Genomic DNA, 14,816 nt, shown 5'->3' on the forward strand with positions numbered 1-14,816 from the left:
TAAAAAAGGCTTAGCGAGTGCTAAGCCTTAGCTTATTCTACCAGTCTTCGTGACCAGGTGGGTCTTTAACGAACCCATAGTTCACGCATCCAGTCGGTAGCTTTTCTTTTGCGGCGGGTTTATCCGCCTTCTTTTGTTTGGCTTGGGCAGAGTTTGTGCCGGTAGCCCCGGCATTTTTGGCTTTGCGCATTTCCCCTCCTTTACGGCTAATAGCCGTTGCGGGCGGCATAGCATCCAAGGATCAGGAAGACGGCTGCTGTAGCAACCCACATCTTCATGAGTAGGTATGGGTCCAGTTTATCAAGCCAGCTTGGCTTGGGCGTAGGCCATCGTGGGTCATTCTTGGCCAGCGAGATTATCTCGTTTCTCCTGCAGACGATGCCAAGTGTGACCGTCAGAATCCCTACGAGCATCAGTGCAACCCATGTTGCGGTTACAATCAGAATCATTTTTTCCTCCTATCCCCGTGGGAACATTTCTTTTCCTGCAAAAACCATGCAGAAGAAGAGGGCCGCCGTGGCGATTATCCCGCCCCAGAAGATTAAACTCTTGGGCATTTTTTGGCTTCGAGTATCTTTTTGAGATAGATAGCCGCCAAGGAAAATGGCCACGACTGACGTAATTGCGAGTTCGGTAATTGGCATACCTCTCTCGCAGATCCAGATAAAAGCCTGGATCGTAACTCCCGAAATGACTGCGCAGTATGACCACCAGAAGACGGCTTTGGCACCGTAACTGCCTTTCTGGCAAAATAACTTGCCGGAAATCATAATGCACAAGCCCGCAACAGCAATTGCTGCCGGGACGTAGAAAATTAATGCTCTCATCAGTGCCCTCCCGTGTATGAGATACTTAGTTTTCTTCAGAAGTGAATGTCGCCACCCGCTCCGCCATGGTTACTCGGACTGTGCATCTGTTCATGTGCCAGCTCGCCAACAAGTAATATCCACCCGATAAAAGCGAGGTAAAAGCCCAGTTCACCAATTTTTGACTTTTTCCCTCGGGTGCAGAACGCAATGATTATTCCGATGGCCAGCATCGGAAGGCTGATGTACCATATAGGCATAAGAACCCCCTTATTCTTCCACGCTGTCCGGAATATGCCGGAATCCGCCACAAATGTGGCATAAGATTGTCTGCCGTTTGCAACGGCTGCAGAAATTGCCGACTTCGCTTGGCACGACTGCTTCACAATCAGACATGTACTTTGCCTGTGTCGCGGCAATGTCGGGACACGTACATGCGAAAGGTTTCTTTTCGGGCTCATCTTTCATATCACAAGCCTCCCTTGACCGAAACAATAAAATAAACTATGATGTTTGTCAATAGTAAACCAAGCAAAAATGGCAAAAGAAAACGAAAAAAAGAAAATTAAGGTAGCAATTGGAATGTCCGGTGGAGTTGACTCTTCCGTCGCGGCCATGCTTCTCAAAGAGCAGGGCTTCGAAGTGGTCGGCCTTTTTTTGAAGCTCTGGAGCGATGAGAGCTGCGCTATATCTCGCGAAAATGCCTGTTGCGATGAGAAAGCCTTGGCTGACGCGCGCAAGGTGGCGGCGGAGCTCGAAATACCATTTTACGTTGTTGACGCCAGGGAAAAATTCAAGAAAGATATTGTTGATTATTATCTGGATGAATATCGGGCTCTGCGTACTCCAAATCCCTGCGTTCTTTGCAATAAGAAGATCAAGTTTGGCTGGATGCTCGAATTTGCAGAGCAGATCGGTTGCGAAAAAGTTGCGACTGGACATTATTCGAGAATCGAAAAGACAGACCATTACAGATTATTCCGAGGCAAAGATAAGAACAAAGACCAAAGTTACTTTCTCTGGCAATTGGGCCAGGAGCAATTGTCTAAAATCATTTTTCCGCTCGGTGAAATGACCAAAGATCGGGTTCGTGCCTTGGCCAAGGAGAAAAATTTGCCAGTCTACGAAAAGGTCGAGAGCCAGGAGATATGTTTCGTGGCAGACGATTATCGAGAATTTCTGAAGCGTCATTTACCTCCAGAATATTTTGAATCTGGACGGATTGTCGACCAAAAGGGATATACAGTTGGTCAGCATGAGGGCTTGGTCAATTATACGATTGGACAACGAAAGGGCATTAGCCAATCAGCAAGTCAGCTAGCCAGCGAGTCAGTAAATAGACAACCGCTTTATGTTGTTGGGTTTAACTTGGAGAAGAATGAATTGATCGTGGGCGAAAATGCAGACACTTCACGAAGTGAAATGATTGTGGCTGATGCATACATCAACAAGTTTGAAGACGTTAAGGTCAAGATTCGATATAGGGCCGAAGCTGTGACCTGCACTGTAAAATCCCTTATTCCTAATTCCTCATTCCTTATTCAATTTGAAACTCCTCAGCGCGCTGTGACACCTGGGCAATCGGCCGTGTTCTACTGCGGCGACGAAGTCGTTGGCGGGGGAATCATTCGATAAACCCCTTCTAACTTCCCCTTCTAACTTCCCCTTCTAAAGGGGAAGAACCATGGCTATAATAGCAACAGATGGAAAAACTCGATTTTCAAACAAAGATTATATATTTGCCCTCAGTTGGGATCAAAGGCGCCAAGAAATTTGAGCGGCTTGGACTTTTCTCGATCTCAGATTTAATTTACTATTTTCCACGACGTTATGAGGATTACACTAGAATCTCCAAGATCTCAAATATTGCGGCAGAGCTAGCCGATGATTGGCAAAATAACAACAATTTTACGGTCAAAGGTCAGATATTAGCAATTGCCAACAAAAAGACGCGGAGGCGCGGTTTTACGGTCACGGAGGCGGTGGTAGATGACGAGTCGGCTAGTCTAAAAGTGGTTTGGTTCAATCAACCTTACTTGGCCAAAATGTTGCACAACGGTAGCTTCGTCATATTGAACGGCAAGGTTAATTTTGATCGTTTTTCTGGCGGATACGCCATGGAGTCGCCGGTCAGGGTAGACCGACCGAGAATCGCTCCAATTTACAGCGTCACTTCGGGTGTGACTAGTTTCTATATCGCCAAGTTGATCAACACAATTTTGCCCATTGCTGATGAAATCGAAGAGTATTTGCCGGCCGAAATTATTCAAAAATACGATTTGTTGCCGATCGGCGAGACTATTTCGAATATTCACAATCCAAAAGATAATATTTCTCTTGCCAAGGCCCAGGCGCGTCTGGCTTTTGATGAACTTTTCTTCATCTCTCTCCAATCTGCGATTGCCAAAGCGGAAAGAAGCGGCGAGAAGTCCTATAAAATTGAAACTGACTTGGACGAATTGAAATCTGAGATTGCCAAATTGCCATTTGAATTAACTGGAGATCAGAAGAAGGCACTCTGGGAGATTGTCAAAGATCTGGGTAACCCTCACCCGATGAGCCGACTGCTCAACGGAGATGTTGGGAGTGGCAAGACGATAGTAGCGGCTCTGGCGGCTTGGTCCGTCAAGCAAGCGGGCATGAAGTCGCTTCTGATGGTACCGACAGAGATTTTGGCAAATCAACATTTTGAGACACTCACGAAGCTATTTGGCGATGGCGTTGGGATTTTCACCTCATCGAAGAAAATGGCCAAAGATACAGATTGGATTATTGTCGGAACCCAGGCTTTGATCCAAAAGGGTGTTAGTTTTTCAGATATTGGACTGGTAATCGTTGACGAACAACATCGCTTCGGGGTTGATCAGAGAGCTGCTTTGCAGGGTAAATTAGAGGCAAAGAAGGAAGCAATGACGCCTCACTTCCTGAGTATGACAGCCACGCCGATACCACGGACTTTGCACTTGGCACTCTTTGGCGATTTGGACTTGAGTATAATTCGTGAGAAACCAGCCAATCGTAAGGAGATCAAAACACGTTTCGTCGAGCCGTTCAATCGAGATAAGGCCTATGAATTTATCAGAGCTCAGATTCGGGCTGGCCGCCAGGCCTTTGTTATCTGTCCGTTGATTGAGGAGAAGGAACGAGAAATCAAAGAGAATTTGTTTGAGGAGGATAGGAAGTCGGTAATTTCTGAGTTTGAGAAGCTAAAAACTATTTTTTCTGAGCTAGAAATAGCAATGTTACACGGCAAGCTGAAAGCCAAAGAGAAGGATCAGATTATGTCCGAATTTGCTTCTGGCAAGACACAATTACTCGTCTCTACCTCGGTGATCGAGGTAGGAGTTGACGTGCCCAACGCGACCGTAATGATGATTGAGGACGCCGAAAGATTTGGTCTGGCTCAGATTCACCAATTTCGAGGACGAGTCGGTCGGGCAGAGCACCAATCTTTTTGCTTTCTATTTTCAAATTCTACGAGCGACAAAGCATTGACTCGATTAAAGGCACTTGAATCGACAACGGACGGCTTCAAGCTGGCCGAGATAGATTTGGAGACGAGGGGAGCGGGATCGATCTTCGGCACCAGCCAATCTGGCTTGATAGATCTCAGGATGGCTTCATATTCGGACTACCATCTGATCCAGATGGCGAGTGAGGCGGCCAAGGAAACGGTCAACAAAATCAAAACTCTTCCAAAACTTGCCAAAAAGTTGGATAATTTTATCTATAACAAACATTTAGAGTAAATTTCTCTGGGAAATCTATGGGGGATTTCATTGAACGAAACAAAATAGCGATCGGGGTGCTCTTGCTTATTTTGACTTTGGCCAGCGGCGGGTATTTGCTCTGGCGAGAGAATTATTTGAAGCCCGACACGAGCAAAAGATTGGAAGATGCAGAGAAGCAGATAGCGGAGCTCAAAAATGCCAGTCAGAAGGCTCCTTCTGTCCAAGAGGTCAAGCCGGAGGAAATAATCCAGGCTGCAGAGGGCAAGAGCGTAGAAACGGCTCCTGCCGCACCTGTGGTAAAGCCAACCGTCAAAGCTACCGTCCCAGCGCCAGTTGTGACAGCACCGGTTGTTGCGCCAGTCGCTGGGAAAATTAATATCAATACTGCTGATGCAACCGAGCTAGACAAATTGAAGGGGATAGGCCCAGTATTGGCACAGAGAATTTTGGATTATAGAACGAAAAATGGTTCGTTTAAATCGACTGATGAACTCAAAAACGTCTCCGGCATAGGAGATAAAATATTTGAGAAGTTTAAGAACGATATAACGATCTAATTTATACGGATAGGACTTCTTGGACTTCTTTGGCCAGAGACCTCTCGTCATCACGAACCTTGGTAATTTTGGCCAGCATAGCGTCAGCTTTGGTCAATTTGTCTTGCAATTCTTTGATTGAGTCTTCGAGGTCGCCCTTGGCTAGTTTGATCTTGCTCTCCAAATCGGCCAGATTGTCGCCATCATCGTCATCTGCGGCGGCAACGGAGGAGGTTGGTTTGGCATCATTTTCGTGCATCTTGATCAGGTCAGCGGCAGCGACAATGCTGTTGTCATCTGATTTTTCGCTGATAGGAGCTGAAACTGGAGCGTCGGCTAAGCCGTCCGAGCCAGCACCAAACTCAAAATCGCTACTTTTCGTGTCAGTAGTTTGTGTATTAGCGCTATCGTCTGAATTGACCTGTGAAGAACCCCAAGATTGCGTGCTAAAATCATCAGCCATAAAACCCTCCTTATATAGTTACCAATATTATAAATTAATAAAAAATAGTTTGCAAGGCAATCTTCTCTACACACCAAAAATTCGTACGAATATGGTCGATCGACGAGAAACATGCGAATTCTGTTCCGTGTACTACTGTTTTTCGCCCCTAAGCTTGAAAAAATCGTCGTTTTAGGTTAAAATTTCATCTGTTTAGCAAAGAGCCCGGGTGGTGGAATGGCAGACACGCTAGCCTTAGGAGCTAGTGCGGGAAACCGTGTGAAGGTTCAAGTCCTTTCCCGGGCACCAAAAAATGATTATTCTTCGGAATGGTCATTTTTTTATTTGAATACAGAAAACAACCCGCCTCATAATTTTGAAGCGGGTCAACCGATATCCTCTGGGTCGAGGAAGATGTAAGCTCCTTCGGCGATGCGGCTTTGTTGAATCAAGCCTCGCTCGTGAAGGAAGCGGAACGCTTGCCGGATTTGATCGTACATCCCTGTTTCGTAATTCGCGAAACCAAGCTGGTTGTAGATCATACCCGGTGTGTAATCGCAAAAATAGTCTGCGATTAGAATACTCATGATTTGGCCAGCGAGGTTATTTTCCATGAGAGAGTGCCCCCTATCAGTTATTATACATATTTACAAAAAGCCCGATAGATCTCGGGCTGTTTATAAATAAAAGCTATAGAAGTTTACCAACCACCACCGCCACCACCGCCACCGCCACCACCAGAGAAGCCGCCACCGCCTGCACCGGAGCTGGATGGGCTGGAAGAAATCGCCGAATTCATATTGTTCGAAAGGTCTGTCACCATGTCGTTAAATGTGTTCGCGTTAAAATTGGTAAACATCGGACCGTAAAACCAGATTGGGTGATAGTTCATGAAATAATCTTCGTCGTAGATCTTCTTCATATTATTGATCCAAACGCCAGTCAAGCCGAAAAGGATGGCATAGGGCAGAAATTTTTCAAAGATGTTTTCTTTCTCGTTGAAGTTGGCGCGATACTTTTCGGTTTTATTGATAAATTCCTTGAACCCGAGAATTTTATGATGAGTTTCTGCTCCTTTGGCCGTTCGTCTCGGCATGAGAAAGGCGAAAACAAAGACAATCAGGCCGGCGACAATAATATTGAAACCAAGCAAGATGTCGACGGCAAGGAGCCAGAATCCTGAAAATCCGATGATAAATCCTCCGACCAATAGCCCAGCTTTCCATTTGAAGCCATTGGGATCGAAATAACCCTGTGCGTTCAAATCATCCAGCGCCGTTTTCTTCAGCCTTGGAATATTGCTATAGAATTTGTCCTTTAGCTCGGAGATCAGAACTTCCGATTTGCCGGCGAAGAGAAAAGGAAGGAGGTCTTTTTCTGATGTTGATAGAGCGGATTTTCCCTCAAGCTTGATTAACTTGAAATCCTTCTGACCGAAAAGCCCTTTCTTTTCAATTTGTTCTATCTTGAGAAACCCTTTGACCGCTAGATTGATGATGGCGGCAGTAATCGCCTGGTTTCTCATCTGGCCATTTTTTTCCAGGACGCTTAGCTCGATGGGAGCCAAATTATCAGGTGCTTCATATTCGGCCATGACGGCGCCAGCACCTTTGGGGTCCTTACCTGACCGACCCCAGACACGGATCATGTAGAAGAGAACAAAAAGAGGGATTAGAAAGGTGAGCGGGCCACCATATTTCTCAAGAAATGTCGGCGTGTAAGGGGCGATAATTGATTTTGGGAAAGTTGCAGAGAGAGTAATGCCCTCTGTGACCCCTAAAGTTTTGCTTGATTTTACTTCGATTGTGTTAGTATCGGTCCAACTATAGGTCGCAAGTCCTGCATCCTTGATGCCCAAGTTGCCTGAGTACAGATTGATCTCCTTGGCCGTGCTTTTGCTGATCTCCGCAGGGAATTTAATTTTAGCAGTGAATGAGTCGGTTTCGATTTGCCAGAAATTGCCGTTTAAATTCCAATAGAATTCATCAAAATTGGTGCTGTCGAAACGGATCGTATTTTTGACTAGGTAATTAATTTTGTAAATATTTGTACCCGTGACAGCAATATCTGGGTCTCCAATTTTCCAGGTGATCGAGCCATCTTTTTTCGTGGTCGAATACTGGATCGCTTTTCCACTTGAATCGGTAATGCTTTTGAGATCGATTGGAGTGTCTATCTTCTGTGAAGCGGTTTTCTGGTAATAAGTCGGAAGCATGCGAAAAATACCATGCTTGTCTGGTAGTTTGCCGCAATCAGCGGTGATGGTCTCGGTAATATCGAGGCTAGAATCTTTGTTGACTACAATTTCACTTCTAAAATCCTTGATATACCAGTCAGTGATCTGGCTGGTGTCACGAGCAAGGGTTATTCCAGGAAAGAGTGCTGCAACGGAAGCAAAGATAAACGTAAGCAGTAGTTTTTTCATAATTCCCCTAATTCTTAATTCGTAATTCTTGATTCTAGTTATTTGATCTCGGCCCGGCCCGTATCGGCGTTAAATTTGTATTCAAACCCAAATGGATCTTCGGGCACGCTCGGAAGAATCTTCTCGGCGACAAATTGATCTACGTCAACCGGATATTTCCCATTTTTTGTCTTGTAGGCTTTGGCCAAATTCTCTAGGGCGGTCAGAAGATCGAAATGATCCAAATAAGATTTTGATTTTTCTTTGACCACCTCGTCCTTGGTCGTCTCATAAATTCCTTGCCAAATGGCCCGAGTCTCACTTCTCAAATCGGGGCGAGAACCGTAATTGGCGGCGACTTTCTTGATTCCGGCTGGCGACCCAGGAGTGTTGGCGGCGATATCGAAGTAGAGAGCGGCGTTTTGTTTGTCCTCTTTGTTAACATGGTATGTAGTCGCCAGATAATAGGGAATGCGATAATCAGGGATTTTTCTCTCGACTCCGAGTTTGGAGATTGCGATGCCCTGATCAACTTGACCGATAGCAGGCAAGGCAAGGGCGCCAAAAGCGTAGGGATAGGCAAATTTTTGGTCGAGCTCGATTGAGAGAACAAGATAATCGTCAAGTTTTTCGTTAGTTCTTGAGCTCCCTCCACCAAAATACTGGATAGCAGAAAGCCAGGCGACGTCAGCGGCCGCATTATGCAAGCCCATATCGGCCGCCATCACAATATCGCTTTTGAGGACGTGCGGTTCGGGCAGAGCGATTTTCTTGTGGTTTTGGTCAAATTGATATTGAACCAAGATTAGCCCAGCATAAACCAGAAGGAAGCAGATTGTGAGATAGATTTTTTTCATTAGGCAGAAAAGGATAACTGATTGAACAGATAACAGATGGAGATTTTGATCACAAATCCCTTTTCTTTAATAATAAGTTGGCGAGCCAGAGCAAAATACCGGTCATAAGCAGAGAGTAAAGAACCGGATAAATAATTTGAGCGGAAGTGGGGGAAATATTGTAGACGATGAAATTGCGAACGTTAAATTTCTCCAGATTTGGAAAGAGATAATAAACACCATCGGCGACCCAGCGTAAGATTTCGGGGGACTTCTCAGCCGCTTTTTTGACCAAAGAGAGCGAATGGCCAATATAGAGGACGATAATTGAGTAAATCGTGCTAGCCAGAGGCGTGGTCAGCGTTGAGAAGAGAATTGCTAAGGAAATAAAAATCGATAGCTCGAAGAAATTGAGCAGTATGGCCCAAAGAGCTAAGTAATCGAAGCCGCCCTTTTCGAAGTATACTACCGCAAGATATATTATGCTCATAAGGCCGAGATTCAAGAGCAGGGAGAGGAGAAGCCCGAGATACTTGCCAGTGATAAATTGAATCGTTGAGACGGGCTTGGAAAGCATAATATAGAGGGTGCGTTTCTCAATTTCCTTGTAGATGAGCGAAGAGCCCAAGAAAATAGCGATAATAATGCTGAAAATGTAGATTCCGGCCAGTCCTAGATCTTTGACTACTTTGATATCTTCGCCGAGGGAAATAGAGGCGAAAAAGAGTGTGGAAAGGAGGAAAAGAAGGGCAAAGCCCAAAATGCCGTACATTATCTTGTCGCGGATTGTCTCTTTGAAAGTGTTTTTGGCGATTACGAAAATATTATTCATCTTGGTCTCCCGTTTCTAGTTTCTCAATCTCTTCGACGAACCTTTTTTCCAGATTCTTGCCTTTGCAAAATTTCTCGACGCTTCCTGCGTAAATCAATTTGCCTTTGTGAATAATGCCAATGTCATCACAGATTTCCTCGACATCGGAGAGGACGTGGGAGTTGAAGAATATTGTCTTTCCCTCTTTCTTCAATTTCAAGAAGATTTTCTTGAACTCCAGCCGACCGATCGGATCCAGGCCGTCGAGAGGCTCGTCAAGGAAAAGATATTCGGGGTTGTTGACTAGCGCTTGAGCCAGGCCGAGACGTTGCTTCATGCCCTTGGAAAAAGCGCCGACTTTCTTCTCTTTGACGTTAGATAGGCCGACAAGCTTCAGAATTTCATCGATATCGGCCTTGTTGTCTTTGAAAAGTGAGCGCATGTATTCGAGAAATTCGTGAGCGTTGAGCTGTTCGTAAAAGTACGGGTCCTCTGGCATGTAGCCAATTTTCTCTCGGCTAGATAGGGTATCAAGCCCTTTGCCGTCGATTGTGACTTTACCTTTGGACGGTTGACTTAGGCCGACTACCATTTTGACCGTCGTCGTCTTGCCGGCGCCGTTGGGACCCAAAAAGCCAAAGATTGTGCCCTTTTTCACTTCAAGATTCAAATCTGATACCACAACAGTTTCGGAATACTTCTTCTCCAATTTTTCTATTTTGATCATACAGGTTTCTCTAAATGGAAAGTTAATACTAAATATGCTAAAATACGCTCAAATTGATATCGGAAATATTGTAACACATGAGTCTCGTATGCAAAACAAGAAAGTTACCCACAAGCGTAAAGTTGTAGCTATCGTCGGACCAACCGCCTCAGGCAAGACGGGGATCGGGGTCAAATTGGCGAAAGAATTCGATGGCGAGATCATCTCGGCGGATTCTCGCCAAGTTTATCGTGGGCTAGATTTGGGTACTGGCAAAGATTTGTCTGAATTGAGTGGCGTTCAATACCACATGATCGATATTGTCGACCCGGGTGAGAAGATGACGCTTTTTGATTATCTCCCTCTGGCCCGAGCCGCCATTGAAGATATTTTATCGCGAGGGAAGTTGCCGATTATCGTCGGCGGGAGCGGTCTGTTCGTGCAGGGACTGGTCGAGGGATTCGAGCTTGTTCCTGCTGTCATTTCGACTCCTTGTGAAGCAAGGGTGGAGAAATCTCCAAATCAAAGATCTCTCGACAAGCTCGAGATGACAAAAAAATACACTCGAGAACAATTAAATAGCGCAACAATCGAGCAACTAAATAAAAAGCTTCTGGAACTTGATCCAGTTATTTATGAAAATATTGATCACAGCAATCAGCACCGATTGATTCGGGCGATCGAGCGCTCTCAAGAGGGCTTGAAGCCGATCAAAGTTAAGCCAAATTTTGAAGTTCTGCAAATCGGACTCGATATTCCGCGCGAGGAACTGCACGCTCGAATTGACCGTCGAGTCGACGAGAGATTCGAGGAAGGAATGCTAGAAGAGGTTGAAGGACTACTCGAAAAAGGAGTTAGCCCAGATTGGCTTCTGGGGTTAGGGCTGGAGTACCGCGAGATCACACAATTCGTATTGGGGGATGCGTATAACGTATTACGGGGGGGCGACAAAGACCCTAATACCTCATACGGAATACGAAATACGACCGAATTCCAAGCGATGTCGCAGATTCTTAAATTCAAAATTCACCAATTCGCCAGGCGCCAATTGACCTGGTTCCGACGTTTTCCTGAAATAAAATGGCTGTCGGATTATACAGAAATCAAGAAATTAGTTCAAAAATTAATAATCTGATATCCCCAACCCGTCCCAGTTCTAGCGATAGTTTCAGCCAGATATTGTAGACGACATGATTCTCTTATTTGTGTCTAAAGTTTTATTTTGTGATAAAATAAGTTAAAGTTAATTGAATTGTGTGCACGAGGGGAAATGTTCGAACAGAAAAAGCCAATCTATTTCATTATAATTGCAGTTCTAACGGTAGGTTTTGTAGTATCGGACAAGACGGTTTTGGCAAGCGCTGTGGGATCCTCTAGCGCAGACATCTCCCTCGTGGTCAAATCAGATCAGTCCGTTGACTCAAGCATAGTCTACACTGTATTGGCACAAAACAATTCAGACAAAAACCGCTCTAACGTATCCGTTTTCGTTCCCGTACCAACTGACATCAAATATGTAGCTGATACAGCGACCGATGGGGGTCAATTAAATTCGTCAAAAAATCAGCTTGAATGGACATTGCCGTCCTTACCTGCTGGATCATCCAAACTCTTAACCTTCAAAATGAGCAGTGTTGTCAGCTCATCGCATAGAGTTATCTATGTTTCCCCCAACGGCAACGATAGCTGGAGCGGAGGATTACCGCAAAAACAGGACAATACTAACAGTGGACCTTTCAAAACCTTGGAAAAAGCCAGGGACACCATAAGAGCAAACAAACCGCTAACCCATCCTTATGACGTCAAACTTATTGGCGGGACCTACTTGCTCGATCAAACATTCAATCTCACTGTGGAGGATTCGGGAACTTTAGACTTTCCGATCACTTACAGCCATTATGATGAAACAAAGCCGATTTTGAGTGGTACAACCGAGCTGGCCGATCTGACTTGGTCGAGTTACAGAGATGGAATCTACAAAACTGCTCTTCCAGCAAATGCGCCTAGCGATTTTTCTTCATTAGTGATCAACGGTTCCCAGGCTACCAGAGCAAGGACACCAAACAAGGACGTTGGCGACGCCGACTATCTGACTACGGTTCCTGTGGCATACTGGCCGTTGTCTGGGGAAAATTCTTTGCCGCTAGTAGCGGGGTCGCTAGGAGTAATGAGCGATGGCAGAGTATATAAATGCATCAACGCAGACGGCTGCAGAATGTATAGCTTTGATTTTGATCAGCCGGAGAAGGACCAAAACTTTGCGAAAGATTTTGTTCCAGATCTTGCACTTCAGGGTCTCGACCCTTGCACGAGCTACATTTATCGAACAAATACTTCGACTGGAGTGGACGATATCTCTCCTGGACTAACGGATTTGGACAACGTTGAATTGGCGACTTCGCATTCATATCTAGAATCAAGATTTCGGATCAAGTCAGTCGATCCAACCAACAAAAAAGTTACAATCAATTCCGATTATGTAGTAGACGGTCAAACTTATACTCAAAAAATTAATCCTAACGGAGGCGTGAGCTGTACTTCATCAACGCAAAGATACTATCTTGACAATATTTTCGAGGGGCTAGACACACCAGGGGAGTGGTACTTGAAAAAAAGCGCGGGTTACCGCGAGATCTACTATTATCCGAGAAACGATGAAAAAATCAATCAGATTAAAGCCGAAGTCCCAGTGTTGGGCAAACTCGTAGATATCCATAACACGGATTATTTAACTTTTAGCGGAATAGATTTTACTGGCACCAAGTGGGAACTCCCGGCCGCTGGCGCCCAAGATGTTTCGACCCTAACTAGAGATGAAAATAGTTCGTTTGACACAGGCTTCAAAATCAGGAATAGCAGCGGTAATTTGGTGAATGTACCTACATCTAAGCTTCAATACAACATTAACAAGTATGATGCCTTCGAGGCAGTTAACTCGAAGAATCTTGTAATCAAGAATTGTCGCTTTTACAATATCGGAGTCAACGGGATAGTACTTTATGGGTTGATCAACTCAGAGATAACCGATAACGAGCTTTTCAATATTGGCGCGACACCGATTGTCGTTAGCGACTATCTAATTAATTCGGACCGAACGGCCGCGCGACGGAGTCTCTATTCAAGCGCTAATAACAAAATCACGAACAATAAGGTCCATGATTTTGGTCAAGTATTCAAATACTCTTTTGGCATTTATTTGGTTGAGGAAGATAACTCGATAATCAGCCACAACGAATTTTACAACGGCCCGTATGTTGGCATTCTCGTCTCAAGCCGAATGTCAAGTTACTCGACTATCGTCGATAACAACGACGTTCACAACGTCATGCAAGGTCTCAATGATGGCGGGGGAATTTATTATATTGGTAGCTCATCTTCTTTTGTCGAGAACAATTATGTTCACGACATCGTCAAAACGCTACATCATGATTCAAATCTCGGCTTGTATGGAATATACCTAGACGCGAATCAAAACCAAGCTAAATTTGTTCGCAACAATATTATCGACAACACCTCCAACGGCTTCAAATTCAACGACATTAGGAATTGTTTTATTGATAATAACTTAGATTTGAATTCATATATTGCTCAAATATCGACAGTAACGCTTTTAGACGCCTCAAAATGGAATCTTGTTCCACCAGTCTCAGATACGTTGCCAACAGATAGTTTGTTTTCTCACAACATTGTTTACAGTAATCCGAAGCCAAATCCATATTTTTTGTTTAGCTCTCATGCCGTTGGGAAAACTCAGAAAAATGACCCCAATAACCCTCTCTCCAGCCTGTCGGTTAGTTTATTCTCTATCGATAAATCCGACTACAACCTATACTGGCCAGTATCTGAAAATTATACGCGTAATTCATACTGGGCCGATATGAACTTCGAAACCTGGAAAGATGATTTTGCGACTGACAGCCATCCATCCGTCGAACAAAATTCCATACAAAAAGACCCCGAATTCGTTGATCCGACATTCGCTGATCATAATTATTTGTTAAAGCCTACTTCACCCGCATTTGATATAGGTTTCAGACAAATTGAAATAAATGATGTTGGGGTTAGGATTGTCGATCCGAATTTGGTTGGATTGATCGCTTACGCAACGTACAAGAACGCTGACAATCGCTCTTTTTTGATTATTAGCAACGAGAGTCTCGTCAGCAACGTAGGGCTAAAGTCATCAAAAATAAAGCTTTCTGCCGACAAAAAAATGGCTACTTCAAATTCGATTATTACTTATTCACTAATTTATACAAATGACTCTACGACTGGCGACAGTAATATTCTGGTCTCCGCCCTAATCCCAGCTGGCACTGTATACGTCAGTGATTCTGTTTCTGGTTCTGGCAATTACGATGCTGATACCAGAACTATCAGTTGGCGTATCGCTCAGCAACCACCAGGTGCCTCAACAACTTTCGGGTTTAGGGTTAAGGTCAACTAGCTCGCTGGTTGACCAGGACAACCGTTTTTTTCGTAGCTAGAATGGTTGTTGGATTATACAAAAATCAAAAAAATAGTTCGAAAATTTCTAACCTAAC

The 14,816-nt window shown here is 44.5% G+C and carries 14 protein-coding genes and 1 tRNA gene; 6 read left to right on the forward strand and 9 right to left on the reverse strand.

The window, feature by feature from the left end; all coding sequences use genetic code 11:
- Nucleotides 1–37: 37 nt before the first annotated feature.
- The 3 genes from WC227_01130 to WC227_01140 are packed head-to-tail and all read right to left on the reverse strand — an operon-like array spanning nt 38 to nt 827.
- Nucleotides 38–190, reverse strand: coding sequence for a hypothetical protein (locus WC227_01130; GenBank protein ID MFA6963305.1), 153 nt, complete (start codon nt 188–190; stop codon nt 38–40).
- 16 nt (nt 191–206) lie between these two features.
- Nucleotides 207–449 carry a hypothetical protein gene (locus WC227_01135; protein MFA6963306.1) on the reverse strand — a complete coding sequence of 81 codons (243 nt, stop codon included), beginning with the start codon at nt 447–449 and terminating at the stop codon, nt 207–209.
- Nucleotides 450–458: 9 nt separating this feature from the next.
- Complete coding sequence (locus WC227_01140; GenBank protein MFA6963307.1) at nt 459–827, reverse strand: hypothetical protein; 369 nt, start codon at nt 825–827, stop codon at nt 459–461.
- 516 nt (nt 828–1,343) lie between these two features.
- Between WC227_01140 and mnmA the strand changes: the two genes are divergently transcribed.
- From mnmA to WC227_01155, 3 genes are all read left to right on the forward strand, one after another.
- Nucleotides 1,344–2,441: a tRNA 2-thiouridine(34) synthase MnmA gene (mnmA, locus tag WC227_01145; protein MFA6963308.1), complete on the forward strand. Its 1,098-nt coding sequence runs from the start codon at nt 1,344–1,346 to the stop codon at nt 2,439–2,441.
- A gap of 68 nt (nt 2,442–2,509) precedes the next feature.
- Nucleotides 2,510–4,555 carry an ATP-dependent DNA helicase RecG gene (recG, locus tag WC227_01150; GenBank protein ID MFA6963309.1) on the forward strand — a complete coding sequence of 682 codons (2,046 nt, stop codon included), beginning with the start codon at nt 2,510–2,512 and terminating at the stop codon, nt 4,553–4,555.
- Nucleotides 4,556–4,572: 17 nt separating this feature from the next.
- Complete coding sequence (locus WC227_01155; protein MFA6963310.1) at nt 4,573–5,094, forward strand: helix-hairpin-helix domain-containing protein; 522 nt, start codon at nt 4,573–4,575, stop codon at nt 5,092–5,094.
- A gap of 1 nt (nt 5,095) precedes the next feature.
- On the opposite strand, the gene WC227_01160 is transcribed toward WC227_01155, so the two are convergent.
- On the reverse strand, nt 5,096–5,536 hold the full coding sequence (locus WC227_01160; protein ID MFA6963311.1) for a hypothetical protein: 441 nt from the start codon (nt 5,534–5,536) through the stop codon (nt 5,096–5,098).
- Nucleotides 5,537–5,738: 202 nt separating this feature from the next.
- Between WC227_01160 and WC227_01165 the strand changes: the two genes are divergently transcribed.
- Nucleotides 5,739–5,824 (forward strand) — tRNA-Leu (locus WC227_01165).
- Between the two features lie 77 nt (nt 5,825–5,901).
- Here WC227_01165 and WC227_01170 read toward each other — a convergent pair.
- The 5 genes from WC227_01170 to WC227_01190 all read right to left on the reverse strand — a co-directional run bounded on the left by WC227_01170 (nt 5,902) and on the right by WC227_01190 (nt 10,293).
- The gene (locus WC227_01170) at nt 5,902–6,129 is read right to left on the reverse strand and encodes a hypothetical protein (GenBank protein ID MFA6963312.1); all 228 of its coding nucleotides are present in this window, start codon (nt 6,127–6,129) and stop codon (nt 5,902–5,904) included.
- Between the two features lie 86 nt (nt 6,130–6,215).
- A complete protein-coding gene (locus tag WC227_01175) occupies nt 6,216–7,940 on the reverse strand; it encodes a DUF2207 domain-containing protein (GenBank protein ID MFA6963313.1) in 1,725 nt (574 codons plus the stop codon).
- A gap of 38 nt (nt 7,941–7,978) precedes the next feature.
- Nucleotides 7,979–8,776, reverse strand: a complete 798-nt coding sequence (locus tag WC227_01180; GenBank protein MFA6963314.1) for a hypothetical protein — start codon at nt 8,774–8,776, stop codon at nt 7,979–7,981.
- 49 nt (nt 8,777–8,825) lie between these two features.
- Nucleotides 8,826–9,587, reverse strand: a complete 762-nt coding sequence (locus WC227_01185; GenBank protein MFA6963315.1) for an ABC transporter permease subunit — start codon at nt 9,585–9,587, stop codon at nt 8,826–8,828.
- A complete protein-coding gene (locus WC227_01190) occupies nt 9,580–10,293 on the reverse strand; it encodes an ABC transporter ATP-binding protein (GenBank protein ID MFA6963316.1) in 714 nt (237 codons plus the stop codon). The genes WC227_01185 and WC227_01190 overlap by 8 nt, the downstream gene beginning before the upstream one ends.
- Nucleotides 10,294–10,381: 88 nt before the next feature.
- Here WC227_01190 and miaA point away from each other — a divergent pair, with 88 nt between their 5' ends.
- Nucleotides 10,382–11,407 (forward strand): tRNA (adenosine(37)-N6)-dimethylallyltransferase MiaA, encoded by a 1,026-nt coding sequence (gene miaA, locus WC227_01195; protein MFA6963317.1) that lies wholly within the window; start codon nt 10,382–10,384, stop codon nt 11,405–11,407.
- Nucleotides 11,408–11,542: 135 nt separating this feature from the next.
- Nucleotides 11,543–14,719: a right-handed parallel beta-helix repeat-containing protein gene (locus WC227_01200; protein MFA6963318.1), complete on the forward strand. Its 3,177-nt coding sequence runs from the start codon at nt 11,543–11,545 to the stop codon at nt 14,717–14,719.
- Nucleotides 14,720–14,816 lie beyond the last annotated feature (97 nt).

It is taken from the genome of Patescibacteria group bacterium (assembly GCA_041671645.1).
Classification (GTDB): Bacteria; Patescibacteriota; UBA1384; order XYA2-FULL-43-10; family 1-14-0-10-43-13; genus JBAZBD01.